The organism is Streptomyces venezuelae (assembly GCF_008642375.1).
GTDB classification, from domain to species: domain Bacteria; phylum Actinomycetota; class Actinomycetes; order Streptomycetales; family Streptomycetaceae; genus Streptomyces; species Streptomyces venezuelae_G.
Window position 1 is genome coordinate 6996585 of sequence record NZ_CP029194.1, and the last position, 24727, is coordinate 7021311.

Here is a 24727-nt window from a genome sequence, read left to right on the forward strand (position 1 = left end):
CAACCAGGCGGGCCCCGAACGGTCACCTGGTGGGCACCACCCGCATCCGGAGGGCCGCATGGCTGCCACGATCCCCGACCCGATCCCGCGCTCCCAGGGGGCTCAGGTCACTCCTCCGGCCGCCGCCGACAGGCCCGGCCGCATCGAGGCGCACGGCATCGACCACATCCCCGACGGCGAACGCCACGGGCACCCCCGCGAGCTCTTCTCCGTGTGGGCCGCGGCCAACGTGAACTACCTCAGCCTCGTCATCGGCGGCGCCCTCGTCCTCATGGGCCTGACCCTCTGGCAGGCCGTCGCCGTGATCGTCGTCGGCAACCTCTTCTGGCTGCTCACCGGCCTGCTCGCCACCTCGGGGCCCGCCGCGGGCGCGCCCAGCGAGGTGATCACCCGGGCCGTCTACGGCGTCCTGGGCAACCGCGTCAACAACGCCGTCGGCGGCTGGCTCGTCTCCGTCTGCTACTTCGCCCTCAACCTCGCCGCCGCCGCGACCGCCGCCTTCGCCCTCGTCGAGAAGACCGGCATCACGGCGAACACCCCCGTCAAGGTGGCCGTGATCGTGGTCATCGCCGCGCTCACCCTGGTCATCAGCGTCTACGGGCACGCACTGATCATCAAGCTGTACCTGCCGATCACCCTCGCCCTGGTCGCGGCCTTCGTCGTCGTCGCGCTCGCCGTCCTGCGCCACGCCGACTTCTCGTACGCCCCCGCCGAACCGCTCGGCGGCGCCCCTCTCTGGACGCTCCTCGTCGCGGGGACGACGATGATCGCCTCGGGGCCGCTCTCCTACACCACGAGCGCCGACTTCTCCCGCTACCTGCCCCGTACGGCCTCGAAGAAGGCGATCGTCGCCTGGACGGCGCTCGGCGCCTTCCTGCCCAGCGTCGTCGTCTGTTCGCTGGGCGCGTTCGCCGCGACCGCCGTCGACATGAGCGACCCGCAGAACGCGCTCCAGACGATCCTGCCCGGCTGGTTCACCCCCGTCTTCCTGCTCGCGCTGGTCCTCGGCACGATCTCCATCAACGCCCTGACCGCCTACAGCGCCGGCCTCGCCCTCCAGGCCGTCGGCCTCCGCATCCGCCGGACCGTCAGCGTCCTCTTCGACGGCGCCGTGGCGGTGGCCCTGACCCTCTACGGGCTGCTCGTCTCGAACTTCCTCGACACCGTCAGCAACGCCCTCCAGGTGATCGTGGTCCTGAGCGGCCCCCTGATGGCCGTCTACGCCACCGACATCGTGCTCCGCCGCTGCCGCTACGACGGTCCCGCACTCTCGGACGAGACCCCCGGCGGCCCGTTCTGGTACACCGGGGGCGTCAACCTCGCGGGCGCCCTCGCCCTCGTGGCGGGCGTGACCTCGGCCGCCCTCTGCGTCAACACCCTCTACGTGGGCCCGGTCGCCGGAGCCCTGGGCGGCCTGGACCTCTCCCTGCCCGTCGGCATGACCGTCGCGGCGGGCCTCTACGCCCTCCTGATGCGGAACGACTCCGCGGTGCTCGCCGCCCGGGCGTCCGCGTGACCGGCCGTACGGTCCTCCGGATCGGCGGGGACTCGCCGAGGCGCCGGGGCGAGGACCGGGGCCGGCAGGCCCGCGAGGGCATCGCGCGCGCCCGGAAGGTGTACGAGGAGCTCTTCGCGGCCGTCGCCGCGGGCAGCGGCCGGACGCTCGACGTGCCCTCCCTCGCGCTCCGTACCGTCGAAGCGACCCGGGCATGGGCGCCCGAGCTGGTCGAGGAGATGGAGGGGGTCGCCGAGGGATCCGGGATGCCGTTCCGGACGATCGCCGCGCTCAACGCGCGCACCGAGATCCTCGCCGAGGCCGGCGCACCGAGGGCGGGGGAGTGCTCCACACTCGTCCGTACCGGCGACACCGGGACCACCACGGCCGGGGGCCAGTGCTGGGACTGGCACCAGGAGCTGGCCGACGCCTGGCACCTCCAGACCGTGACCGGCGACGCCCGGGGCTTCGCGGGGATCACCGAGCACGGCATCCTCGGGAAGATCGGCGTCAACGACGCCGGTGTGGGCGTGCTCTTCAACATCCTCGGCCACACGGGCGACGCCGCCACCGGCGTCCCCGTCCACCTCGTGGCCCGCCAGGTGCTCGGTGCCGCCGGCTCGTTCGCGGAGGCGGTCGCTCTGCTCGCGGCCGCCCCGGTCTCGGCGTCCACCGTCATCACCGTGGTGACGGCGGACCGCGCCGCCTCCGTCGAACTCGCCCCCGGCCGCTCGGCCGTCATCACCCCGGACGACCGGGGCTGGCTGGTCCGTACGAACCACTTCCTCGATCCGGACCTCGCCGCAGGCGAACTGCGCGGGCGGCGGGAGCCGGAGACGTACGACCGCCACCGTCTCCTCACCGCGCGCGTCCGCGAGCACGCCGGCCCGCTCGGCTCCGACGCGCTCGTGGGCCTGCTCGCCGCCCACCGCGACGACGGTGCCGAGGTCTGCTGCCACGCCCCCGCCGAGGGGACCCTGGGCGGCAGGTGGGCGACCCTGGCGACGGTCGCGGTCGACCCGGCGGAGCGACGCCTGCTGGTCCACGACGGCGGCCCCTGCACGGCCGGCCCGTCCACCTGGACCCGGCTCACCGCACCGGCGGGCTGAGCTGGTCCGGCCCCCGGCTCACCGCACCCCCGGGCTGAGCGGCGTTCCGCCGAGCTCAGCGCGGCGGAACGCCGCTCAGCCCCGTGGAGCCCCCGCCGCCTCGACGAGCCCGCGCATCACGCGCAGGTCCTCGCCCATCTCCGGATGCCACTGCACGCCGAGAGCCCAGGCGGGGGCGGCCAGTTCCACCGCCTCCACCGTGCCGTCCTCGGCGTGGGCCGAGACCGCGAGCCCCGTGCCCAGCCGGTCCACGGCCTGGTGGTGGTAGGTCGGCACCTCGGCCAGCTCGGGCACGAGGGAGGCGTAGCGCGTGCCCGGCACCGGCTTGACCGCGTGGCGGCCGATCACGCCGACCGCCTCCACGTGTCCGTCGAGGTGCTGGACCAGCGTCCCGCCGAGCGCCACGTTCAGCAGCTGCATCCCCCGGCAGATCCCGAGCAGCGGCGTGCCGGAGGACAGGGCCGCGTCGATCAGGGCCAGCTCCCAGGAGTCCCGGGCGCGCGCCGGCGGGCCGGTGCGGGGGTCGGGCTCGGCTCCGTACCGTACGGGCTCGACGTCCGCCCCGCCCGCGACGACCAGCCCGTCGAGCCGGGCCAGGACCTCCGCCGCGGCGGCCGGATCGTCCGGCGGCAGCATCACGGCGAGCCCCCCGCTCTCCCGGACGAGCCGTGGGTACTGCGCGGGCAGCAGCGCGGCCTGCATGTCCCACACCCCCCAGCGGGCCTGGTCCAGGTAGGTGGTCACGCCGATGAGCGGCTTGGACACGTGCTTCCTCCGAAAGGCGCGTAGCGGTACGGACGTCGGTGACCCGGTGGATCAGTCGCGTGCGAGTTCGGCCTCCGCCGCGGCGAGCGCCGCGAACTCCTCCTCCGGCGCGCCGGCCACCAGATGGTGCCGACTGTAGAACGCGAAGTAGGCGAGAGCGATCACGTACACCCCGAGCGCCATGAAGGCCGCCGTCCGGTCCACCAGGAAGGTCGCGACGAGCGCCGAGAGCGCCAGGACGAAGGCGACGGACGAGGTCACGATCCCGCCGGGCGTCCGGTACGGACGGTGCAGCCCCGGCTCGCGGCGCCGCAGCACGATGTGCGAGAGCGCCATGAGGGCGTACGAGATGGTGGCGCCGAAGACCGCGATGTTCAGCATCCGCGCCCCGTCGCCGGTGCCGGCGGCGAGCGCGAAGCCGATCGCGCCCGGGATGAGCAGCCCCAGGTACGGGGACTTGCGGCGGCTGGTGAGGGAGAGGAACCGGGGCAGGTAGCCGGCCCGGGAGAGCGCGAAGAGCTGGCGTGATCCGGCGTAGATGAGCGAGAAGAAGGAGGCGACGAGGCCCGCGAGGCCCGCGTAGTTCACGAAGCGGCTGAGGGCCGTCGGCTCCCCGTCGCCCTGGAGGGCCACGACGAGCGGGTTGCCCGCGTCCTGGACGGCGGCCGAGCCGCGCGCGCCGCTGGCGGCGAGGAAGGTCACGACGGCGAGGAGCACCAGGATCCCCATCGAGATCGCGAGCGCCTTCGGCATCGAGCGGACCGGGTCCTTCGCCTCCTCGGCGGCGAGCGGCACGCCCTCCACGCCGAGGAAGAACCACATGCCGAAGGGGAACGCGGCCCAGATCCCGAGCAGTCCGAAGGGCAGCCAGGAGTTCGACCCGAAGGCCTCGTCGTCGACCGGGATGTCGTTCAGGCCGTCGACGTGGAAGTCGGTGAACGCGCCGAGGGCGAAGACGACGAGCGCCGCGACCGCGATGGCCGTCACGATCAGGCTGAAGCGCAGTGCCTCGCCCACGCCCCACAGGTGGATCCCGATGAAGAGGGCGAAGCAGACGAGGTAGACCGGCCAGCCGGACTCCAGGCCGAAGAGACCGAGGGACTCGACGTAGTCGCCGATGAAGATGGAGATCGCGGCGGGGGCGAGGACGTACTCGATGAGGATCGCCGTGCCGGTGAGGAAACCGCCCCAGGTGCCGAGCGCCCGGCGGGCGAAGCCGTAGCCGCCGCCCGCCGTGGGCAGGATGGCGGAGAGCTCGGCGAGAGCGAAGACCAGACAGGCGTACATCGCGCCCATGAGGACCATGGCGACGGCGAGCCCGCCGAAGCCGCCCTTCGACAGGCCGATGTTCCAGCCGGAGAAGTCCCCGGAGACGACGTAGGCGACGCCGAGGCCGGTGAGCAGCAGCCAGCCGGCGCTGCCGCGGCGCAGCGCGCGCCGCTCCAGATAGTCGTCCTTCGGCGGGGTGGTGCCCCCGGGTGTGCCGGTGGTGTCTTCGAGCGTCATGGCAGCGTCAGCTCCCCGCAACGGGCCCAATGGATTGGAGCCATACCTTTGCGGTGGCCGACGGGGGAGCGCAACCCCCGTGCGTTACTTTCGGGTTACGTACCCGGGCGCGCCCGTCTCATGTCAGGAATCCCCGCAGCAGCGCCGCCGTGCCCGCGCAGTGCTCCCGCATCACCTCGCGCGCCGCGTCCGCGTCCCCGTCGAGGACCGCCTCCACCAGTGCGGTGTGCTGGTGCTGGGAGTGCTCCAGATTGCGTACGAGCAGGGGGATGCAGTCCAGGAGGTCGTTCACCGTCGCCCGTACGGCGGCGTACTGGGCGGTCAGCGTCGGCGAGCCGGAGAGCTCGGCGAGCGTGAGGTGGAGCAGGGTGTCCTGGCGGCGGTATTCGGCCAGCGGCGCGTCATGGGTCGCCGCCACGGCGGCCCGCAGCCGCTCGGCGCCCGCCGCGTCGAGCCCGTGGGCCGCGCAGAGCCCGGCGGCCCCCACCTCCAGGACCTCACGGAAGCGCAGGGTGTCCTCCATGTCGACCGAGGCGATCCGGCGGCGGAGCTCGTCCTCGTCGGCGGTCTGGACGCGGGGCAGCACGAACGTTCCGCCGTATCGGCCGCGCCGGCTCTCCACGAGCCCCTGCTCCTGGAGGACCTTGAGGACCTCGCGCAGGGTCACGCGGCTGATCCCCATCCGGTCGGCCAGCTCCCGCTCGGCGGGCAGCCGCTCCCCGTCCGGCACGAGACCGAGCCTCACCACCTGGAGGATCTGCTGCAGCGCCTCCTCGAAGCCGTTGCCCGCCCGCACCGGTCGCAGCACGGGCGTCAGCCGGTCCGCCGGTTCACTCGTACTGGCCACGTTCCTCTTTTCCCTTTCTCAAGGACTTCCCAAGCAATGGTCTTCAGCAATACCTTATGGCTCCCGGCAGGCCGAAGGAGGAGCAATCCCGTGGCAGACCGCACACCCCCGCTCACCGTCGAGGAGCTGCGCTCCCTCGTCGAGAGCGGCGAGATCGACACCGTCGTCCTGGCCTTCCCCGACATGCAGGGACGGCTCCAGGGCAAGCGGTTCGCCGCGCAGTTCTTCCTGGACGACGTCCTCGGCCACGGCACCGAGGGCTGCAACTATCTTCTGGCCGTCGACACCGAGATGAACACCGTCGACGGCTACGAGATGTCCTCCTGGGACCGCGGCTACGGCGACTTCGCGATGCACCCCGACCTCACCACCCTCCGTCGCCTCCCCTGGAACGAGGCCACCGCCATGGTGACGGCCGACCTCGCCTGGGCCGACGGCACCCCGGTCGTCGCCGCCCCCCGCCAGATCCTGCGCCGCCAGCTGGAGCGCCTCGCCGAACACGGCTTCACCGCCCACGTCGGCACCGAGCTGGAGTTCATCGTCTTCAAGGACAGCTACGAGCAGGCCTGGGACGCGAACTACCGCGGCCTCACCCCCGTCAACCAGTACAACATCGACTACTCCGTCCTCGGCACCGGTCGCATCGAACCCCTCCTGCGCCGCATCCGCAACGAGATGACCGGCGCCGGACTCACCGTCGAGTCCGCCAAGGGCGAGTGCAACCCCGGCCAGCACGAGATCGCCTTCAAGTACGACGAGGCCCTCGTCACCTGCGACCGGCACGCCGTCTACAAGACGGGCGCCAAGGAGATCGCCGCCCAGGAGGGCTACTCCCTCACCTTCATGGCGAAGTACAACGAGCGCGAGGGCAACTCCTGCCACATCCACCTCTCCCTCCAGAACGCCGACGGAGAGAACGTGATGGCGGGCGACGACGACCACGGCATGTCCGAGACCATGCGGCACTTCCTCGCCGGACAGCTCGCCGCCCTCCGCGACTTCTCCCTCCTCTACGCCCCCAACATCAACTCCTACAAGCGGTTCCAGCCCGGCTCCTTCGCGCCCACCGCCGTCGCCTGGGGGCACGACAACCGCACCTGCTCGCTGCGGATCGTCGGCCACGGCCGCTCCACCCGCTTCGAGAACCGCCTCCCCGGCGGCGACGTCAATCCCTACCTCGCCGTCGCAGGCCTGGTCGCCGCCGGCCTGTACGGGATCGAGCAGCGCCTCGAACTGCCGCCGCCCTGCACCGGGAACGCCTACACCGCCGAGTACGCGCACGTCCCCACCACGTTGCGCGAGGCCGCCGAACTCTGGGAGACCAGCGAGATCGCCAAGGCCGCCTTCGGCGACGAGGTCGTCGCCCACTACCGCAACATGGCCCGCGTCGAGCTCGACGCCTTCGACGCCGCGGTGACCGACTGGGAGCTGCGCCGCTCCTTCGAACGCCTCTGAGTCAGTGAGTCGAGAAGTGAGCAGAGAAAGGAACGAGTTGCTCCAGGTACTGAACCCGGCGACGGAGGAGCTGGTCGCCACCGTCCCCGCCGCCACCCCGGCCGACGTCGACGCCGCCGTCGCCCGCGCCACCGCCGCCCAGCGCGGCTGGGCCGCCGCCGCGCCCGCCGACCGGGCCCGGCTGCTCCGCCGCTTCGCCGCCGTCGTCGACGAACACATCGAGGAACTCGCCCACCTGGAGGTCGCCGAGGCCGGCCACACCATCGGCAACGCCCGCTGGGAGGCCGGCAACGTCCGCGACCTGCTCGACTTCGCCGCCGGGGGAGTGGAGCGCCTCAACGGCCGCCAGATCCCGGTGGCCGGCGGCCTCGACGTCACGATCCTCGAACCCCTCGGGGTCGTCGGCGTGATCGCGCCCTGGAACTTCCCCATGCCGATCGCCGCCTGGGCCACCGCACCCGCCCTCGCCGCCGGCAACGCGGTGCTCCTCAAGCCCGCCGAGACCACCCCCCTCACCGCGCTCCGCCTCGCCGAACTCGCCCTGGAGGCGGGCCTGCCCGAAGGCCTCTTCCAGGTCCTCCCCGGCACGGGACCGGTCGCGGGCAACGCCCTCGTCGAGCACCCCGGCATCGCGAAGATCGTCTTCACCGGCTCCACCCGGGTCGGCAAGTCGATCATGGCCAAGTGTGCCGACCAGGTGAAGCGGCTCACTCTCGAACTCGGCGGCAAGAGCCCCAACATCGTCTTCGCCGACGCGGACATCGAGGCGGCCGCCGCCGCGGCGCCGATGGCCTTCCTCGACAACAGCGGCCAGGACTGCTGCGCCCGCACTCGCATCCTCGTGCAGCGGAGCGCGTACGACCGCTTCCTGGAGCTCCTCACCCCGGCGATCGAGGAGATCGTCGTCGGCGATCCGCTCGACGAGCGCACCCAGATGGGCCCCCTCATCTCCCGCGCCCAGCTCGACCGCGTCCGCTCCTACGTCACCGAGGACCTCAAGGGGATCCGCGGCAAGGCCCCGGAGGGCCCCGGCTTCTGGTTCCCGCCGACCGTCCTCACCGACGTGCCCGAGGACGCCCCCTGCGCCGTCGAGGAGATCTTCGGCCCGGTCGCCGTCGTCCTGCCCTTCGAGGACGAGGCCGACGCGATCCGGCTCGCCAACGCCACCGAGTACGGCCTCTCCGGCTCGATCTGGACCCGGGACGTCGGCCGCGCCCTGCGCGCCTCCCGCGCCGTCCGCGCCGGCAACCTCTCCGTCAACTCCCACTCCAGCGTCCGCTACTGGACCCCGTTCGGCGGCTACCGGCAGTCCGGCCTCGGCCGCGAACTGGGCCCCGACGCCCTGACCGCCTTCACCGAAACCAAGAACGTCTTCATCAGCACGGAGGGTCCCGCACTGTGAGCAACGAGATCATCTGCCGCCGCCTGGTCGGCCGTACCGCCGTCATCACCGGAGCCGGCAGCGGCATCGGACTCGCCACCGCCCGGCGGCTCGCCTCCGAGGGTGCCAACGTCGTCTGCGGAGACATCGACGAGACGGCCGGCAAGGCCGCGGCCGAGGCCGTCGGCGGCACCTTCGTGAAGGTCGACGTCACGGACCCGGAGGAGGTCGAGGCGCTCTTCCGTACCGCCTTCGAGACCTACGGCTCCGTCGACATCGCCTTCAACAACGCCGGCATCTCCCCGCCCGACGACGACTCCATCCTGGACACCGGCCTGGAGGCCTGGAAGCGCGTCCAGGACGTCAACCTCACCTCCGTCTTCCTGTGCTGCAAGGCCGCCCTCCCGTACATGCGCCGCCAGGGCCGGGGCTCCATCATCAACACCGCCTCCTTCGTCGCGATCATGGGCGCGGCCACCAGCCAGATCTCGTACACGGCCTCCAAGGGCGGCGTCCTCGCCATGTCCCGCGAGCTGGGCGTCCAGTTCGCCCGCGAGGGCATCCGTGTCAACGCCCTCTGCCCGGGGCCGGTCAACACCCCGCTCCTCCAGGAGCTGTTCGCCAAGGACCCGGAGCGCGCCGCGCGCCGCCTCGTGCACATCCCGGTCGGCCGCTTCGCCGAGGCCGAGGAGATCGCCGCCGCCGTGGCGTTCCTCGCCAGCGACGACTCCTCCTTCGTCAACGCCAGCGACTTCCTCGTCGACGGAGGAATCTCGGGCGCGTACGTGACGCCCCTCTAGACCGCCGCCACACCCCCCACACCCCCCCACATCCCCACCCGGCAGCCGGGCGTCGCAAGGCGCCCGGCTGTTCGGCGTACCGATCTGGAGAGTGATCATGAACCACCGACTCCGTACGTCCGCGGCCGCCGCCGCACTGGCCCTCGCCGCGACCGGCCTCGCCTCCGCGGGCCAGGCCCGGGCCGACGTCCAGGCCGAGGTCCATGCCGGGCCCGCCGGATGCCCCACCCTGATGACCTCCGCAGGCTGGTACGGCGACAACAAGGCGCGCATCGACGCCCTGATCGCCGACCACTGCGACGACAGAGGGGCCCGGAAGGGAACCGGGAAGAAGCCCGTCGCGGTCTTCGACTGGGACAACACCGTCATCAAGAACGACGTCGGCGACGCCACCTTCTACTGGCTGCTGCGCAACGACCGCATACGCCCGCCCCGCGGCGGCGACTGGTCCACCACCAGCCGCCACCTCACCCCCGAGGCCGCCACCGCCCTCGGCGACGCCTGTCCCACCGGCGTCCGCGGCACCCTCCCCACCTCCACGGACACCCGCTGCGCCGACGAACTCCTCTCCGTCTACGGCGCGGGCTCCACCACCGGCGGGAAGGCCGCCTTCGCCGGCCACGACCACCGCCGCATGGAGCCGCAGTACGCCTGGCTCGCCCAGCTCCTGCGCGGCTGGACCACCCGCCAGGTCGAGTCCTTCGCCGCCGCCGCACGCGCCGAGAACCTCGCCGCCCCGCAGGGCGCCACCCAGCAGGTCGGTACCGCCCGGGTCACCGGCTGGGTCCGCTACTACGAGCAGCAGCGCGACCTGATCGGCACCCTCCGGCGCGCCGGCTTCGACGTCTGGGTCGTCTCCGCCTCGCCCGAACCCGTCGTCGACGTCTGGGCGAAGGGCGTCGGCGTCGACCCCTCCCACACCCTCGGCATCCGCAACACCACCGAGCACGGCAGGCTCACCGCCCACCTCAAGGGCTGCGGCACGGTCCGGGACGGCGAGGACGAGATGATCACGTACATCGACGGCAAACGCTGCTGGATCAACCAGGAGATCCTCGGCGTGCGCGGACCCGCCGCCGAGCGCGTACAGCCGGCCTCGCGGCGGCAGGTGTTCGCCGCCGGGGACTCCGACACGGACGTCTCGTTCCTGCGGGACGCGACCGGACTGCGCCTGGTCCTCAACCGCAACAAGAACGAGGTCATGTGCCGGGCGTACGAGAACGGCGACGGCCGCTGGCTCGTCAACCCCATGTTCATCGAGCCGAAGGGGCGGAAGGCCACCCCGTACCCCTGCGCCACGACGGGCTACACGGCGGGCGACGGCACGGCGGAACCGGTCCGCCGCCCGGACGGCACGGTGATCCCGGACCAGCGGGACACCGTCTTCTGAGAGCCGCTAGAGGAAGGTCTGCCCTTCGCCCCGGTACGTCGGCACGGAGGCCGTGATCCGGTCGCCCTCGACCAGCCGGAGCTGATCGAACCGCTCGCACAGCTCGCCGGCCTTCGCGTGCCGGAACCACACCTTGTCGCCGATCCGCAGGTCGTCGGCCGGCGAACCGAGCAGCGGGGTCTGGACCTCGCCCGGACCCTCCTGCGGGTCGTACCGGAGCCCCTCCGGCAGATACGGCACGGGCAGCCGGTCCGGGCCCGCCACCCCGGACGCGGGATAGCCACCGCCGAGCACGGTCACCACGCCCACACCGGGACGGCGGACGACGGGCTGCGCGAAGAGCGCGGCCGGGCGTCCGTCGAAGGAGGTGTAGTTGTCGAAGAGGCGCGGCACGAAGAGCCCCGAACCGGCCGCGATCTCCGTCACCGCGTCCTCGGCGGCCGTGTACTGCACACTGCCGGTGCCGCCGCCGTTCACGAACTCCAGGTCCGGGGCGATCGCCCGGACGGCCCGGACGACGGCCGCGCGGCGCTCCGCCAGCTCCCGGCGGGCGGCGGACTGCATCAGCCGGATCGCCCGCGAGCGCAGCGGCCGACCCGCGACCGAGTCGCCGACACCGGCGACGTGCCCCTCGTACGCCATGATCCCGACCAGCCGGAAGCCCGGACGCCGCACCACGGAGCGGGCCACCTCGGCCAGGTCGGCGGGGGTGCGCAGCGGCGAGCGCCGGGCTCCGATCCGGACCCGCCCGCCGAGGAGGTGGAGCGCGGTGTCCAGCTCCAGGCAGACCCGGACCTCCTCCGCCCCGCCCGCGCGGGAGGCGTCGATCAGATCGAGCTGGGCCACGTCGTCGACCATCACCGTCACGGCGGCGGCGAGCTTGGGGTCCCGCGCGAGCTCGGCGAATCCGGCGCGGTCCGCCGACGGATAGGCGAGCAGCACGTCGTCGAACCCGGCACGCGCCAGCCACAGCGACTCGTCGAGCGTGAACGACATGATCCCGGCGAACCCCTCCCGCGCGAGCACCCGCTCAAGGAGCGCGCGGCAGCGCACGGACTTGCTCGCGACGCGGATCGGCTTGCCGGCGGCCCGGCGGACGAGATCCGCCGCGTTGTCGTCGAAGGCCTCCAGATCGACGATCGCCACGGGCGCGTCGAGGTGAGCGGTGGCACGGTCGTAACGGGCCCGGTCGGCGGCGCGGGGAGTCATGGCCCGAGCTTGCCAGACAGCTATACGGGTGGGTAGCCCCCGACCTCGGTCCGCCCGGTTCCTCCATGCAGCGGAACAGCCCGTAGAGTGACGGGCATTGTCGACACGAGCGCCGGGGGACGGGGATGACCGCAGAACACCCACGCCCCACGTCCCGCATCACCGACGCCCTCCTCCCACCGAACCTGCCGACGCCGCCGTCGGCCGCCCCGGCCCCCGCGCCGCGCGTCACGGCAGCGACGACCGGGGAGACTTCCGAGCGCCCCGCGCAGGGGAACGCACCGGCACCTGCCCCCGCGCCGACCGCCCACGGCACCGCAGAGCGGCCCACGGCGACGTCCGCAGCCGCCCCCGCCGCGCCCCGGCCGGCCAAGGCCGCCGGTGCCACGCCGTCGCCGTCGCAGCCGCAGCCGCAGCCGCAGCCGCAGGCCGTGCCCCTGCCGGCGCCGCCCGCGTCCCCGCCTGCCGCCGGACCGGGGGCCGGGGCATCCGGCCGGACGGTGGTCTCCGCGCCCCTCCCGCAGGAGAACGCACCGCTGTCGCCCCGTCAGGCGCCCGGGACCGCCCGCGCCCGGTCGGCGCCGAACGGGGCGGGCGACCTGCCGGAGGTCGAGACGACCACCCGGCTCCGCCCGATCCGCGACACCTCCGGCACACAACGGCCCACGCGCGCGACCGTGCCCGCGTCGCCGCCCACGCGCGCGACCGTGCCCGCGTCGCCGCCCACGCGCGCGACCGTGCCCGCGTCGCCGCCCACGCGCGCGACCGCGCCCACGTACGGCTACGGGCTCGCCGCCACCCTGCCGCCCGAGGCACCCGTCGAGACCACCACCCGGCTGCGCCCCGTACGCCCGCGCCGCACCGGGCGCGTGCTCGCGGTCACGGCCTGCGTCGTCCTCGGCGGCGGGCTCATCGGCGGGGCCCTCGCCGGGATATGGCTGGCCTCCGCCGAACCCTCGCGGCCGGCCGAACCCGCCGGGTACACCGAGGCGAAGGACCTCTGGCACAACGCCCCCGTCGACACCCTCTTCCCCCGCACCCTCCCCGGCCCCGGCGCGGGCCCCGGCGCCGCCGCCCGCACCTGGACCCGGATCGTCGTCGCCCCGGACACGGCCTGCTCCAAGGCCGTCCTCGCCAAGGGCCTGCTCGCCACCCTCACGCCGCTCGGCTGCGAGAGCGTCCTGCGCGCCACGTACACCGACGCCACCGCCAGCAGCGTGATCACCGTCAGCCTCGTCTTCACCCGCGCCGATCCCGAAGCGCAGCGCGCCCTCGGACAGGGCGGCGGCCTCACCGCCCGTCTGGGCGAGGACGTCCCCCCGGCGCTCTCCGGCCCCTCCACCGTCGCGGCCCGCTTCGGCGCCCGGCAGCGCGCCAGCTGGTGGCTGAGCGCCCCCGCCGACCTCCCCGTCGTCGTCACCGCCGTCTCCGGCTTCGCCGACGGCCGCGCCATGGACCGCCCGCAGCCCGCCGACCGGGCCATGGCCCGTGGCCGTACCGACGCCACCGCCCAGTCCGGCCTCGGCCACGAGGCCAAGGGCATCACCGCGCGCTTCGAAGCACTGCTGCGCAAGGCCGTCGCGGCGACCGTCAAGGAGAAGGAGAACGCCCGGTGACCAGCCCCACCCCCACCCGGCCGACCTCCCCCACCCGGCCGACGTCCCTCGCCCGGCCGGGCGCCTCAGGACCCGTCCGCGCGACCGCCGTCGTGCTCCTCGCCGCCGCCTTCTCCGTCCTGCCCGCGACCACCGCCCCCGCCCACGCCGACACCATCCGGGCCCGCCAGTGGGGCCTGGAGGCCATGCACACCACGGAGGCCTGGCGCACCACCAAGGGCAAGGGCATCACCGTCGCCGTCCTCGACACGGGCGTCGACGCCGACCACCCCGACCTGGCCGGCTCCGTCCTCCCCGGCCGCGACCTCATCGGCTTCGGCGCCTCCGAGGGCGACCGCGCCTGGGCCCGCCACGGCACCGCCATGGCCGGCATCATCGCCGGGCACGGCCACGGCCCCGGCAACGAGAGCGGCGTCCTCGGCATCGCCCCCGACGTCGAGATCCTGCCCGTCCGGGTCATCCTGGAAAGCAGCGACAAGGCCCGCGACAAGGCCCGCAAGACCCGAGGCACCGCCCTCGCCGAGGGCATCCGCTGGGCCGCCGACCACGGCGCCGACGTCATCAACCTCTCCCTCGGGGACGACTCCAAGTCCGCCCACCCGGACGCCGGCGAGGACGCCGCCGTCCAGTACGCCCTCGCCAAGGGCGTCTCCGTCGTCGCCTCCGCCGGCAACGGCGGCGAGAAGGGCGACCACATCTCGTACCCCGCCGCCTACCCCGGCGTCATCGCCGTGACCGCCGTCGACCGCTACGGCACCCGAGCCTCCTTCTCCACCCGCCGCTGGTACGCCACGGTCAGCGCCCCCGGCGTCGACATCGTCATCGCCGACCCCGACCGCCGCTACTACGAGGGCTGGGGCACCAGCGCCGCCGCCGCGTTCGTCTCCGGCGCCGTCGCCCTCGTCAGATCCGCCCACCCCGACCTCACCCCGGCGCAGATCAAGCAGCTGCTCGTCGACACCGCCCGCAACCGCCCCAAGGGCGGCCGCAGCGATGCCAAGGGGTACGGGACGGTCGACCCGGCCGCCGCCATCGAGGCGGGGGCCAAGCGCAAGGGCGGCGACCCCAAGAACGCCACCACCGGCTACCGGCGGCCGTACTTCGGCCCAGGCCCGACAGCCCCCGTCGAGGAGAGCCGCCCCCTCGGCCTGCTGGCCCCCGTCGCCGGCGGACTCGGCGCCCTGCTGCTCCTGACCGCCTTCGCCCTCGGACGCTCGAAGCGCACCCGCTGACACACCAGGCCCGCCCGAGGCACGGTCACCGCACCCACCCACCGCTCACCACCCACCCACCACCCACCCACCACCACCCGGCGGCCGGTGAGCCTCACGCCGCCGGTTAGGCTCGGTGCGTGGCGCTCAAGAACATCCCGGACCCCGGTTTCTCCGACGACGACGGCACCGCCGACCCGCGGCTCGCCGCGGCCCTCGCGGCCTGGGCGGAGGACAGGACCGCGCACGGCCCGGTCCTCGAAGCGCTCAAGGGCGCCCGGCTCCTCGTCCCCGTGGTCGCCGTCCTCGGCGAGGTGGAGACCGACGAGAACGGCCTGCGCCGCGAGAAGACCAGCGACATGGCGGTCCCCACCCTCACCGCCGGCGACCGCCGGGCCCTGCCCGCCTTCACCTCGCTCGCCTCGCTCGCCCTGTGGGACCCCGAGGCCCGGCCCGTGGCCGTCCCGCTCCACCAGGCGCTCCAGGCCGCGGCGCACGAGAAGGCCGACACCGTCGTCCTGGACCTCGCGGGCCCCGTCCCGTACCAGCTGACGGGACCGGCGCTGCTCGCCCTCGCCGAGGGCCGCGCCAGCGCCGACCCGCTCGACGACCCGGCCGTCCGCGAGGCCGTACGGGCCGCGGTCGCGGCCGAGCCCTCCGTCCTCCGCGCCCACCTGGGCCCCGGCAGCGCCGACGGCACCCTCGCCCTGGTCCTCGCCGGGGACGCCGCCCCGGCGGAGGCCGCCCAGCGCGTGGCCCGCGCCCTGGCCGCCGACGAAACACTGAGGGCCCGCCTGGTGCGCGGCCTCGACCTGGCACTCCTGCCGGCCTCGGCCACGCCTCCGGGCGAGCCCTTCTACGTGAAGAAGTAAGACGTACGGGGCGACTCAGCCGTACACGGGACCCGTGTACTTCTCGCCCGGCCCCTGACCCGGCTCGTCCGGGATCAGGGACGCCTCGCGGAAGGCGAGCTGGAGGGACTTCAGGCCGTCCCGCAGGGGAGCGGCGTGGAAGGAGGAGACCTCCGTCGCACCGGCGTCCAGCAGGCCCGCGAGCGCGTGCACCAGCTTGCGGGCCTCGTCGAGGTCCTTGTACTTGTCGCCCTCCTCGGTGAGCCCGAGCTTCACCGCGGCGGCGCTCATCAGGTTGACGGCGACCGTCACGATCACCTCGACGGCCGGGACCTCCGCGATGTCGCGGGTCATGGCGTCGAAGTCGGGGTTTTCGGGGGAGTCCGCGGACTCGTTCTGGGGGGTCTCGCTCATGCCTCATACGATAGGCCGGTCCTCGGTTAGCGGAGACCGCCGGGTCCTGCTAACCTTGTGTAACGACCGGCCGGACACTTGTGTGCCCGGCCCACAAGTGGAGGCTCCGTACTCCCACCTGACCACCCTCGCGGGTGGCGGGTCACCGGTCAGGTGGTGCCCATCGTTCCGTACGGACGATGGAACCGCCCGAGTTTGCGCCCCGCGGTTGACCGCGGCGGTGCTCCGGTATTTCCGTGGAGCCCCGCCTGTGTCCCGTCCGGGGCGTTTTTCATGTGCCGGGTCGGTTGGTCTCAGTGAACAGACGTTGCGCGTCCGTCCGCCAGGCGGTCGCGTGGTGCTACCGAGGAGGATCCATCAGCGCCGAGCCCCGCATCAACGACAGGATTCGCGTTCCCGAGGTGCGACTTGTCGGACCCAGCGGCGAGCAGGTCGGGATTGTTCCGCTTGCCAAGGCCCTGGAGCTCGCACAGGAGTACGACCTCGACCTGGTCGAGGTCGCGGCGAACGCCCGTCCGCCCGTGTGCAAGCTCATGGACTACGGGAAGTTCAAGTACGAGTCGGCCATGAAGGCCCGTGAGGCGCGCAAGAACCAGGCGCACACGGTCATCAAGGAGATGAAGCTCCGGCCGAAGATCGACCCGCACGACTACGACACCAAGAAGGGTCACGTCGTCCGGTTCCTCAAGCAGGGCGACAAGGTCAAGATCACGATCATGTTCCGTGGTCGTGAGCAGTCCCGCCCCGAGCTTGGTTTCCGGCTGCTTCAGCGGCTGGCGTCGGACGTCGAGGAGCTTGGCTTCATCGAGTCCAACCCGAAGCAGGACGGCCGGAACATGATCATGGTTCTCGGCCCGCACAAGAAGAAGACCGAGGCCATGGCCGAGGCGCGTGAGGCCCAGGCCGCGCGCAAGGCCGAGCGCCAGGGTGTCGCCGCCGACGAGGCGTCCGACGCTCCGGTCGAGGAGGCTCCGGCCACCGACGCTCCGGTCGCCGAGGCTCAGGCCGACGCTCCGGTCGAGAACCCCGAGGCGTGACCCACGGGCTGCCATCCAGGCAGCCCCGGGCCCGCCCGGAACCACCAAAACCAAGAATTGACGCTCCCGGCAGTCCGGTGTCCGCACCGGGGGAGCGCCACTGACGAGGAGATACGGCGCTATGCCGAAGAACAAGACGCACTCCGGTGCCAAGAAGCGCTTCAAGGTCACCGGCTCCGGCAAGATCCTGCGCGAGCGCGCCGGCAAGCGCCACCTGCTCGAGCACAAGTCGTCCAAGCTGACGCGTCGCCTCACCGGCACCGCGGAGATGGCCCCGGGTGACACCAAGACCATCAAGAAGATGCTGGGCATCTGACAGATCGTCTCGCGCCCTCGGTCACGAGGGCCATCCGGTCAGACCGGGACCCATTCGTTTTTCGGGTCGTGTGAGTCCAACCACGACCCCGCTACAAGGAGTTAACAAGTGGCACGCGTCAAGCGGGCAGTCAACGCCCACAAGAAGCGCCGGGCGATCCTCGAGGCGGCCTCCGGCTACCGCGGTCAGCGTTCGCGCCTGTACCGCAAGGCCAAGGAGCAGGTCACCCACTCGCTGGTCTACAACTACAACGACCGCAAGAAGCGCAAGGGCGACTTCCGGCAGCTGTGGATCCAGCGCATCAACGCGGCTGCCCGTCTGAACGGCATGACGTACAACCGCCTCATCCAGGGTCTGAAGGCCGCCAACATCGAGGTGGACCGCAAGATCCTCGCCGAGCTGGCCGTCAACGACGCCAACGCGTTCGCCGCGCTGGTCGAGGTCGCGCAGAAGGCTCTGCCGGCCGACGTCAACGCCCCGAAGGCCGCCGCCTGATCTTCCAGGCCGCAGTACCTCTGCCCGGACCCGCAGGCGCTCGCGCCTGCGGGTCCGGGTGCGTCGGCCCCCGAAGTCGCCGTCCCCCTCGATAGAGAGAACCGCCGCACCTCATGGTCACCCCCGAGCTGATCTCCCCGCGTTCCCCGCGCGTCGTCGCCGCCCGGCGGCTCGCCAAGCGCAACTTCCGGGGCAAGGACCGCCTCTTCATCGCCGAGGGCCCGCAGGCCGTCCGGGAGGCCGTCGAGCATCGCGGCGCAGGCGGGGAACCCACCCTCGTCGAGCTCTTCACCACCGTCGAGGCCGCCGAGCGGTACGCCCCGATCATCGAGGCCGCCCTCGCCTCCGGCGCCCGCGTCCACCACGCGTCCGACGCCGTCCTCGCCGAGGTCTCCCAGACCGTCACCCCGCAGGGCATCGTCGGCGTCTGCCGCTTCCTGGACTCGCCCTTCGAGGAGATCGTCGCCGCCCGGCCCAAGCTGGTCGCCGTCCTCGCACACGTCCGCGACCCCGGGAACGCCGGCACCGTGCTGCGCTGCGCCGACGCCGCCGGCGCCGACGCCGTCGTCCTCACCGACGCCTCCGTCGATCTCTACAACCCCAAGTCCGTCCGCGCCTCCGTCGGCTCCCTCTTCCACCTGCCGGTCGCCGTCGGCGTCCCCGTGGAGCAGGCCGTCGCCGGGCTGAAGAGCGCGGGCGTACGGATCCTCGCCGCCGACGGAGCGGGCCAGGACGACCTCGACGACGAGCTGGACGCCGGCACCATGGGCGGGCCCACCGCCTGGATCTTCGGCAACGAGGCCTGGGGACTGCCCGAGGAGACCAGGGCCCTCGCCGACGCCGTCGTACGCGTCCCCATCCACGGCAAGGCCGAGAGCCTCAACCTCGCCACCGCGGCAGCCGTCTGCCTGTACGCCTCCGCCCGTGCCCAGCGCCCCCGAACCTCCGCCTGAGGGGTCCATTCCGGCGTCCGTGCCCAGTAGAGTGACGCACTCGGGGGCCCACTGCGCTACACGGAGGGGTGGGATACGGGGATGACGGTCGGCACGGACAGTCCCGCACAGGCACGGAGCGCCGAGCCGCACGCCCCGGAGCAGCCCGGAACCGCCCGGACACCCGCGGACGGCACAGCCTCCGCCGTCTCCGCCGGCGACGTCACCTTCGCCGGGGTCCTGCCCGACGACCTGCCCGACGGCCTCGTCATCGCCGATGAGACCGGCAGGGTCGTCTGCTTCAACGCCGCAGCGGGCCGCATCACCGCCGTACCCGCCGACCGGGCCCTCGGCCTCCCCCTCGACGAGGCGCTCCCCCTGGAGGACCTCAAGGGGCGCCGCTGGTGGGCGCTGACCGACCCGTACGGCGGACTCGCCACCCGCCGCGGCCAGCCCGAGCGCAATCTCCTCCTCCCCGGCGGCCGCGAGGTCCTCGTCTCCGCCCGGTACGTCCGCGAGCACCCCACCGGCCCCGTCCGCCGCGTCGTGGTCTCCCTGCGCGGCACCGACGCCCGCCGCCGCACCGAGCGCAGCCACGCCGAGCTCATTGCCACCGTCGCCCACGAGCTGCGCTCCCCGCTCACCTCCGTCAAGGGCTTCACCGCGACCCTCCTCGACAAGTGGGAGCGGTTCACCGACGAGCAGAAGCGGCTCATGCTGGAGACCGTCGACGCCGACGCGGGCCGCATCAAGCGCCTCATCGCCGAACTCCTCGACATCTCGCGGATCGACTCCGGCCGGCTGGAGGTGCGCCGCCAGCCCGTCGACCTCGCCGCCGCCATCGGCCGCCACATCCAGGTCCACACCACCGGCGGCCAGTCCCCGGACCGTTTCTTCGTACGGATCAGGCCGGACCTGCCCGCGCTGTGGGCCGACCCCGACAAGATCGACCAGATCCTCGGCAACCTCCTGGAAAACGCGGTGCGCCACGGCGACGGAACCGTCACCATCGAGGTGGCACCCCGCTCGGCGGGTGACGACGGAGAAGAAGAGGGGACGGAGGTCACCGTGAGCGACGAGGGCCCCGGCATCCCCGAAGCGTCGATGAGCCGTGTCTTCACCCGCTTCTGGCGGGGCAGCAAACGCGGCGGCACCGGCCTCGGCCTCTACATCGTCAAGGGCATCGTCGAGGCCCACGGCGGGACCATCACCGTCGGACGGGGCCCCCGCGGCGGGGCCGAGTTCCGATTTACCCTGCCCGTAGGCACCCCGGCCCATCTCATCTGACGAGATCCGACGCCGCCCGGCCTGCCCACGGGCTCATTACCGTCCGAGCGCCCCGTTAGACTCGACCTTTGGCACGTTTGCGCCCTTGTCGTCGAGCGGGGCCGCGCCCAGCCAGCCAAACGGAAGCACGGGAAGAGATGTCGGCACCGAATAAGTCGTACGACCCGGTCGAGGTCGAGGCCTTGAAACCGGAAGAGATCGAGCGCATGCGGGACGAGGCGCTCGCCGCCTTCGCGGCCGCCGGCGACCTCGACGCGCTCGCGCACGCGAAGACCGCGCACACCGGTGGCACCTCGCCGCTGGCGCTCGCCAACCGCGAGATCGGCGCGCTGCCCCCGCAGGCCAAGGCCGCCGCCGGAAAGATCGTGGGCCAGGCCCGCGGCGTCGTCTCCAAGGCGCTCGCCGCCCGCCAGACCGAGCTGGAGGCCGAGCGGGACGCCCGCGTCCTCGTCGAGGAGGCCGTCGACGTCACCCTGCCGTACGACCGTGTCCCGGCCGGCGCCCGGCACCCGCTGACGACGCTCATGGAGCGCGTCGCGGACGTCTTCGTCTCCATGGGATACGAGGTCGCCGAGGGCCCCGAGGTCGAGGCGGAGTGGTTCAACTTCGACGCCCTCAACTTCGTCCCGGACCACCCGGCGCGCCAGATGCAGGACACGTTCTTCGTCCAGGGGCCGGAAGGCACCACGGGCGACGAGTCCGGCGTCGTCCTGCGCACGCACACCTCGCCGGTCCAGGCCCGCACCCTCATCGACCGGGAGCCCCCGGTCTACGTGGTGTGCCCCGGCCGCGTCTACCGCACCGACGAGCTCGACGCCACGCACACCCCGGTCTTCCACCAGATCGAGCTGCTCGCCGTCGACGAGGGCCTCACCATGGCCGACCTCAAGGGCACCCTGGACCACATGGTCCAGGCGCTCTTCGGCCCGGACATGAAGACCCGGCTCCGCCCGAACTTCTTCCCCTTCACCGAGCCGTCCGCCGAGATGGACATGCTCTGCTACGTCTGTCGCGGCGAGTCCGTCGGCAACCCGGACCGTCCCTGCCGCACCTGCGGCAGCGAGGGCTGGATCGAGCTCGGCGGCTGCGGCATGGTCAACCCGAAGGTGCTCGTCGCCTGCGGTGTGGACCCCGAGAAGTACAGCGGATTCGCCTTCGGGTTCGGCATCGAGCGGATGCTGATGTTCCGCCACAACGTCGACGACATGCGAGACATGGTCGAGGGTGACGTCCGTTTCACCCGACCGTTCGGGATGGAGATCTGATGCGGGTCCCGCTTTCTTGGCTGCGGGAGTACGTCGACCTGCCGGCGACGGAGACCGGCCGCGACGTCCAGGCCAAACTCATTTCGGCGGGCCTCGAGGTCGAGACCGTCGAGCAGCTCGGCACCGGCCTGACCGGTCCCCTCGTGGTCGGCAAGGTCCTGACCATCGAGGAACTGACGGAGTTCAAGAAGCCCATCCGCTTCTGCACCGTCGACGTCGGCCAGGCCAACGGCACCGGCGAGCCCCAGGAGATCATCTGCGGCGCCCGGAACTTCGCCGTGGGCGACAAGGTCGTCGTGGCGCTGCCCGGCGCCGTCCTCCCCGGTGACTTCCGGATCGCCGAGCGCAAGACGTACGGCCGGGTGTCCCGCGGCATGATCTGCTCCGGCGACGAGCTGGGCATGGGCGACGACGGCACGCACGGCATCATCGTGCTCCCGCCGGAGTATGAGATCGGCATCGACGCCACGGTCCTCCTGGAGCTGTACGACGAGGTCCTCGACATCGCCGTCACCCCGGACCGCGGCTACTGCCTCTCGATGCGCGGCGTCGCCCGCGAGACCGCCACCGCGTACGGCCTGCCGCTGCGCGACCCGGCGCTCCTCGACGTGCCCGCGCCGAACGCGTACGGCTACCCGGTCCAGGTCTCCGACCCGATCGGCTGCGACCGCTTCACCGCGCGGACCGTCGTCGGCCTCGCGCCCGAGGCACGCTCCCCGATCTGGCTGCAGCGCCGCCTGCAGAAGGCCGGCATGCGCCCGATCTCGCTGGCCGTGGACGTCACCAACTACGTGATGCTGGAGCTCGGCCAGCCGCTGCACGCCTACGACCGGAACCGGCTCGACGGCCCCGTCGGGGTGCGCCGCGCCGAGGCCGGCGAGAAGATCACCACCCTCGACGGCACCGTGCGCGTCCTGGACGCGGCGGACCTCGTCATCACCGACAACCGCGGTCCCATCGGCATCGCGGGCGTCATGGGCGGTGCCAACACGGAGATCGCCGATCCGGTGACCGACCCGGAGACCGGTCTCGTCACTGGCACCTCCGAGGTCGTCATCGAGGCCGCGCACTTCGACGCGATCTCGATCGCGCGCACGGCCCGCCGGCACAAGCTGTCCTCCGAGGCGTCCAAGCGCTTCGAGCGCGGTGTCGACCCGCAGGCCGCCGCCGCTGCCGCGCAGCGCACCGTCGACCTCCTCGTGCTGCTCGCGGGCGGTACGGCCGAGGCCGGCGTCACCGAGATCAGCGCCCCGTCCGCGCCGCGCACGATCGCCATGCCGGCGAACCACCCGGACAAGGTCGCGGGCGTCGACTACGGCCGGGAGACCGTCGTCCGCCGCCTCCAGGAGGTCGGCTGCGACGTCTACGGCCAGGACGAGCTCGTCGTCACCGTGCCCTCGTGGCGCCCCGACCTCAACGAGCCGAACGACCTCGCCGAAGAGGTCATCCGCCTGGAGGGCTACGAGAACCTGCCCTCCACGCTGCCGAAGCCCCCGGCCGGCCGCGGCCTCACCGAGCGCCAGCGCACCCACCGCCGCGTGGGCCGCGCCCTGGCCGGCGCCGGTTACGTCGAGGCGCTGAACTACCCGTTCATCGGCGCGCAGGCCCTCGACAACCTCGGTCTCGACGCGGACGACGCCCGTCGCCGGCTCGTGACCCTGGTCAACCCGCTCTCGGACGAGGAGCCCGCGCTCCGTACGACGCTGCTCCCGGGCCTGCTCGGCGCGCTCCGTCGCAACGACAGCCGCGGCAGCCACGACCTGGCGCTCTTCGAGACCGGTCTCGTCTTCCGGCCCGAGGGGCAGCCCGGCATCGCCGTCCGGCTGCCCGTCGACCGCCGTCCCACCGACGAGGAGGTCGCCGAGGTCAACGCCGCGCTGCCCGCGCAGCCGCGCCGCGCCGCCGTCGTCCTCGCCGGTGCGCGCGAGCAGGCCGGCTGGTGGGGCAAGGGCCGTCCGGCCGACTGGGCGGACGCGATCGAGGCCGGCCGGACCGTGGCCGCCGAGGCCGGGGTCGAGCTGATCATCAGCGCCGACCAGCACGCCCCGTGGCACCCGGGCCGCTGCGCCGCGTTCCACGTCGAGGTGGACGGCGAGAAGGTCCTCGTCGGCCACGCCGGCGAGCTCCACCCGCGCGTCGTGAAGGCCTTCGGCCTCCCGGCCCGCAGCTGCGCCATGGAGATCGACCTGGACCTCCTGGAGAAGGCGAACGAGGGCCCCCTGAAGGCTCCCCGTATCTCCTCCTTCCCGGTCGCCACCCAGGACGTCGCCCTGGTCGTCGCCGCCGAGGTCCCGGCCTCCGAGGTCGAGACCGCGCTCCGCGAGGGCGCGGGCGAACTCCTCGAGTCCGTCCGTCTGTTCGACGTCTACACGGGCGACCAGCTGGACGAGGGCACCAAGTCCCTGGCGTACGCGCTGAAGTTCCGCGCCACGGACCGCACCCTCACGGTCGACGAGGCCACCGCGGCCCGCGACGCGGCCGTCGCCCTGGCCTCCGAGCGCACGGGCGCCGTCCTGCGCGGCGCCTGAGCGCCGTAGCGCACGCGAGAGGAGGGCCGCCCCGGGGATCCCGGGGCGGCCCTCCGTCGTTGCCGGGGCACCTCAGCGCGGGGGCTTCGCGCAGTAGTGGAAGTAGTAGTAGAAGGCGCGGGTGTCCGTCGCGTCGATCTGGCCGCCCTCCAGGAAGCCGACCATCGCGAAGGCCTTCTCCTGCATGCCCTTCGCGTACGTCTGCCACTTGATGGCCCGGTCCAGGGACGCGGGATACCAGTTCTCGGCCAGGACCGACCGGGCCTGTCCGTCGATGGCCTCCAGCGTGCTGTTCAGGTGGTCGTGGCTCTCGACGGGGATGCCGAGCCGCTCCTTCTGGTCGTTCGAGAGCAGGGTCCACACCTCGCCGCACACCACGTCCTCGATGACCCCTCTCGCCGCCTTCCTCATGTCGAGCTGCAGTGCGATCCGTGTCTCGAGATCGGTGTTCTCGAGGGGGACGACAGCGGCGTACGTCACCGCGGCGGCGTCGTCGTCCAAGGTCGACCACACGTTGATCGCTTCCATCCGCTCCGCCAGTTGCCGTCCTCGGACGATGGCCGCCGTGACCTCCTCCGACGGCTGGGCGGGGACCGCCTCCAGGAGTTCGTCCAGCTTCGACTTCAGCTCGGTCAGCGCGGCCGTCTCTCCGGGGCGGTACGTCTCCACGAGGCTCTTGCTCCGGTTCAGGACGTCGTCGAGGTTCCTCATCCAGACCGGGGTCGGTGGAGGCCAGGGAGCGGCGCCGCCCAGGATGAGCGCGCAGAGCAGGGCTGCAACGACGGCGGCGATGATGCGGAGTGAGCGGAACACGAGGC

At 72.8% G+C, this 24727-nt stretch carries 22 protein-coding genes; 16 read left to right on the forward strand and 6 right to left on the reverse strand.

Translation table 11 applies throughout. The features are described from left to right. Positions 1–58: 58 nt before the first annotated feature. Both DEJ46_RS31965 and DEJ46_RS31970 read left to right on the forward strand, forming a co-directional pair. Positions 59–1516: a purine-cytosine permease family protein gene (locus DEJ46_RS31965; RefSeq protein ID WP_150271942.1), complete on the forward strand. Its 1458-nt coding sequence runs from the start codon at positions 59–61 to the stop codon at positions 1514–1516. After that, positions 1513–2604, forward strand: a complete 1092-nt coding sequence (locus DEJ46_RS31970; RefSeq protein WP_150271943.1) for a C45 family autoproteolytic acyltransferase/hydolase — start codon at positions 1513–1515, stop codon at positions 2602–2604. Before DEJ46_RS31965 ends, DEJ46_RS31970 begins: the two co-directional genes overlap by 4 nt. Before the next feature lie 75 nt (positions 2605–2679). On the opposite strand, the gene DEJ46_RS31975 is transcribed toward DEJ46_RS31970, so the two are convergent. The 3 genes from DEJ46_RS31975 to DEJ46_RS31985 all read right to left on the reverse strand — a co-directional run bounded on the left by DEJ46_RS31975 (position 2680) and on the right by DEJ46_RS31985 (position 5722). Then, a complete protein-coding gene (locus tag DEJ46_RS31975; protein WP_150271944.1) occupies positions 2680–3369 on the reverse strand; it encodes a gamma-glutamyl-gamma-aminobutyrate hydrolase family protein in 690 nt (229 codons plus the stop codon). Positions 3370–3420: 51 nt separating this feature from the next. Continuing rightward, positions 3421–4875 (reverse strand): ethanolamine permease, encoded by a 1455-nt coding sequence (gene eat, locus DEJ46_RS31980; RefSeq protein WP_150271945.1) that lies wholly within the window; start codon positions 4873–4875, stop codon positions 3421–3423. Positions 4876–4993: 118 nt separating this feature from the next. Then, entirely contained in the window at positions 4994–5722 is a 729-nt protein-coding gene (locus DEJ46_RS31985) for a FadR/GntR family transcriptional regulator (RefSeq protein WP_150271946.1), read from the reverse strand. A gap of 90 nt (positions 5723–5812) precedes the next feature. On the opposite strand from DEJ46_RS31985, the gene DEJ46_RS31990 reads away from it, so the two are divergent. The 4 genes from DEJ46_RS31990 to DEJ46_RS32005 all read left to right on the forward strand — a co-directional run bounded on the left by DEJ46_RS31990 (position 5813) and on the right by DEJ46_RS32005 (position 10748). Continuing rightward, positions 5813–7177 carry a glutamine synthetase family protein gene (locus DEJ46_RS31990; RefSeq protein ID WP_150271948.1) on the forward strand — a complete coding sequence of 455 codons (1365 nt, stop codon included), beginning with the start codon at positions 5813–5815 and terminating at the stop codon, positions 7175–7177. 37 nt (positions 7178–7214) lie between these two features. Beyond that, positions 7215–8579, forward strand: coding sequence for an aldehyde dehydrogenase family protein (locus DEJ46_RS31995; protein WP_190622994.1), 1365 nt, complete (start codon positions 7215–7217; stop codon positions 8577–8579). After that, entirely contained in the window at positions 8576–9358 is a 783-nt protein-coding gene (locus tag DEJ46_RS32000; protein WP_150271952.1) for a 3-oxoacyl-ACP reductase, read from the forward strand. Before DEJ46_RS31995 ends, DEJ46_RS32000 begins: the two co-directional genes overlap by 4 nt. Before the next feature lie 97 nt (positions 9359–9455). Beyond that, the gene (locus DEJ46_RS32005) at positions 9456–10748 is read left to right on the forward strand and encodes a haloacid dehalogenase-like hydrolase (RefSeq protein WP_150271954.1); all 1293 of its coding nucleotides are present in this window, start codon (positions 9456–9458) and stop codon (positions 10746–10748) included. 6 nt (positions 10749–10754) lie between these two features. On the opposite strand, the gene DEJ46_RS32010 is transcribed toward DEJ46_RS32005, so the two are convergent. Next, positions 10755–11957: an amino acid deaminase/aldolase gene (locus DEJ46_RS32010; RefSeq protein ID WP_150271956.1), complete on the reverse strand. Its 1203-nt coding sequence runs from the start codon at positions 11955–11957 to the stop codon at positions 10755–10757. A gap of 125 nt (positions 11958–12082) precedes the next feature. Between DEJ46_RS32010 and DEJ46_RS40605 the strand changes: the two genes are divergently transcribed. The 3 genes from DEJ46_RS40605 to DEJ46_RS32025 all read left to right on the forward strand — a co-directional run bounded on the left by DEJ46_RS40605 (position 12083) and on the right by DEJ46_RS32025 (position 15656). Then, a complete protein-coding gene (locus tag DEJ46_RS40605; RefSeq protein WP_263411765.1) occupies positions 12083–13573 on the forward strand; it encodes a hypothetical protein in 1491 nt (496 codons plus the stop codon). Positions 13574–13665: 92 nt separating this feature from the next. After that, positions 13666–14805: a type VII secretion-associated serine protease mycosin gene (mycP, locus tag DEJ46_RS32020; RefSeq protein WP_150274948.1), complete on the forward strand. Its 1140-nt coding sequence runs from the start codon at positions 13666–13668 to the stop codon at positions 14803–14805. 119 nt (positions 14806–14924) lie between these two features. Next, the gene (locus DEJ46_RS32025) at positions 14925–15656 is read left to right on the forward strand and encodes an SseB family protein (protein WP_150271958.1); all 732 of its coding nucleotides are present in this window, start codon (positions 14925–14927) and stop codon (positions 15654–15656) included. A gap of 15 nt (positions 15657–15671) precedes the next feature. Here the strand turns inward: DEJ46_RS32025 and DEJ46_RS32030 are convergent, their stop codons facing one another. Beyond that, a complete protein-coding gene (locus DEJ46_RS32030; RefSeq protein WP_055644482.1) occupies positions 15672–16049 on the reverse strand; it encodes a DUF1844 domain-containing protein in 378 nt (125 codons plus the stop codon). A 296-nt stretch (positions 16050–16345) separates the two neighbouring features. On the opposite strand from DEJ46_RS32030, the gene infC reads away from it, so the two are divergent. The 7 genes from infC to pheT all read left to right on the forward strand — a co-directional run bounded on the left by infC (position 16346) and on the right by pheT (position 23909). Further along, a complete protein-coding gene (gene infC, locus DEJ46_RS32040; RefSeq protein ID WP_223835241.1) occupies positions 16346–17086 on the forward strand; it encodes a translation initiation factor IF-3 in 741 nt (246 codons plus the stop codon). Between the two features lie 121 nt (positions 17087–17207). Further along, positions 17208–17402: a 50S ribosomal protein L35 gene (gene rpmI / locus DEJ46_RS32045; RefSeq protein ID WP_055644484.1), complete on the forward strand. Its 195-nt coding sequence runs from the start codon at positions 17208–17210 to the stop codon at positions 17400–17402. A gap of 108 nt (positions 17403–17510) precedes the next feature. Continuing rightward, complete coding sequence (gene rplT / locus DEJ46_RS32050) at positions 17511–17897, forward strand: 50S ribosomal protein L20 (RefSeq protein WP_015032398.1); 387 nt, start codon at positions 17511–17513, stop codon at positions 17895–17897. Between the two features lie 113 nt (positions 17898–18010). Next, a complete protein-coding gene (locus DEJ46_RS32055; protein WP_024760683.1) occupies positions 18011–18850 on the forward strand; it encodes a TrmH family RNA methyltransferase in 840 nt (279 codons plus the stop codon). 81 nt (positions 18851–18931) lie between these two features. Then, the gene (locus DEJ46_RS32060; RefSeq protein ID WP_150271962.1) at positions 18932–20116 is read left to right on the forward strand and encodes an ATP-binding protein; all 1185 of its coding nucleotides are present in this window, start codon (positions 18932–18934) and stop codon (positions 20114–20116) included. A gap of 137 nt (positions 20117–20253) precedes the next feature. Then, positions 20254–21381, forward strand: coding sequence for a phenylalanine--tRNA ligase subunit alpha (gene pheS, locus DEJ46_RS32065; protein WP_150271964.1), 1128 nt, complete (start codon positions 20254–20256; stop codon positions 21379–21381). Next, positions 21381–23909, forward strand: coding sequence for a phenylalanine--tRNA ligase subunit beta (pheT, locus tag DEJ46_RS32070; RefSeq protein ID WP_150271966.1), 2529 nt, complete (start codon positions 21381–21383; stop codon positions 23907–23909). The genes pheS and pheT overlap by 1 nt, the downstream gene beginning before the upstream one ends. A gap of 72 nt (positions 23910–23981) precedes the next feature. On the opposite strand, the gene DEJ46_RS32075 is transcribed toward pheT, so the two are convergent. Beyond that, on the reverse strand, positions 23982–24722 hold the full coding sequence (locus tag DEJ46_RS32075; protein WP_150271968.1) for a hypothetical protein: 741 nt from the start codon (positions 24720–24722) through the stop codon (positions 23982–23984). Between the last annotated feature and the right edge of the window lie 5 nt (positions 24723–24727).

Excerpts from the sequence above, each read along its gene's own strand:
- eat (WP_150271945.1), bottom strand. The coding sequence starts at position 4,875 with ATGACGCTCGAAGACACCACCGGCACACCCGGGGGCACCACCCCGCCG.
- pheS (WP_150271964.1), top strand. The coding sequence starts at position 20,254 with ATGTCGGCACCGAATAAGTCGTACGACCCGGTCGAGGTCGAGGCCTTG.
- DEJ46_RS32005 (WP_150271954.1), top strand. The coding sequence starts at position 9,456 with ATGAACCACCGACTCCGTACGTCCGCGGCCGCCGCCGCACTGGCCCTC.
- DEJ46_RS32055 (WP_024760683.1), top strand. The coding sequence starts at position 18,011 with ATGGTCACCCCCGAGCTGATCTCCCCGCGTTCCCCGCGCGTCGTCGCC.
- pheT (WP_150271966.1), top strand. The coding sequence starts at position 21,381 with ATGCGGGTCCCGCTTTCTTGGCTGCGGGAGTACGTCGACCTGCCGGCG.
- DEJ46_RS32030 (WP_055644482.1), bottom strand. The coding sequence starts at position 16,049 with ATGAGCGAGACCCCCCAGAACGAGTCCGCGGACTCCCCCGAAAACCCC.
- DEJ46_RS31965 (WP_150271942.1), top strand. The coding sequence starts at position 59 with ATGGCTGCCACGATCCCCGACCCGATCCCGCGCTCCCAGGGGGCTCAG.
- rpmI (WP_055644484.1), top strand. The coding sequence starts at position 17,208 with ATGCCGAAGAACAAGACGCACTCCGGTGCCAAGAAGCGCTTCAAGGTC.
- DEJ46_RS40605 (WP_263411765.1), top strand. The coding sequence starts at position 12,083 with ATGACCGCAGAACACCCACGCCCCACGTCCCGCATCACCGACGCCCTC.
- DEJ46_RS32010 (WP_150271956.1), bottom strand. The coding sequence starts at position 11,957 with ATGACTCCCCGCGCCGCCGACCGGGCCCGTTACGACCGTGCCACCGCT.
- DEJ46_RS32060 (WP_150271962.1), top strand. The coding sequence starts at position 18,932 with ATGACGGTCGGCACGGACAGTCCCGCACAGGCACGGAGCGCCGAGCCG.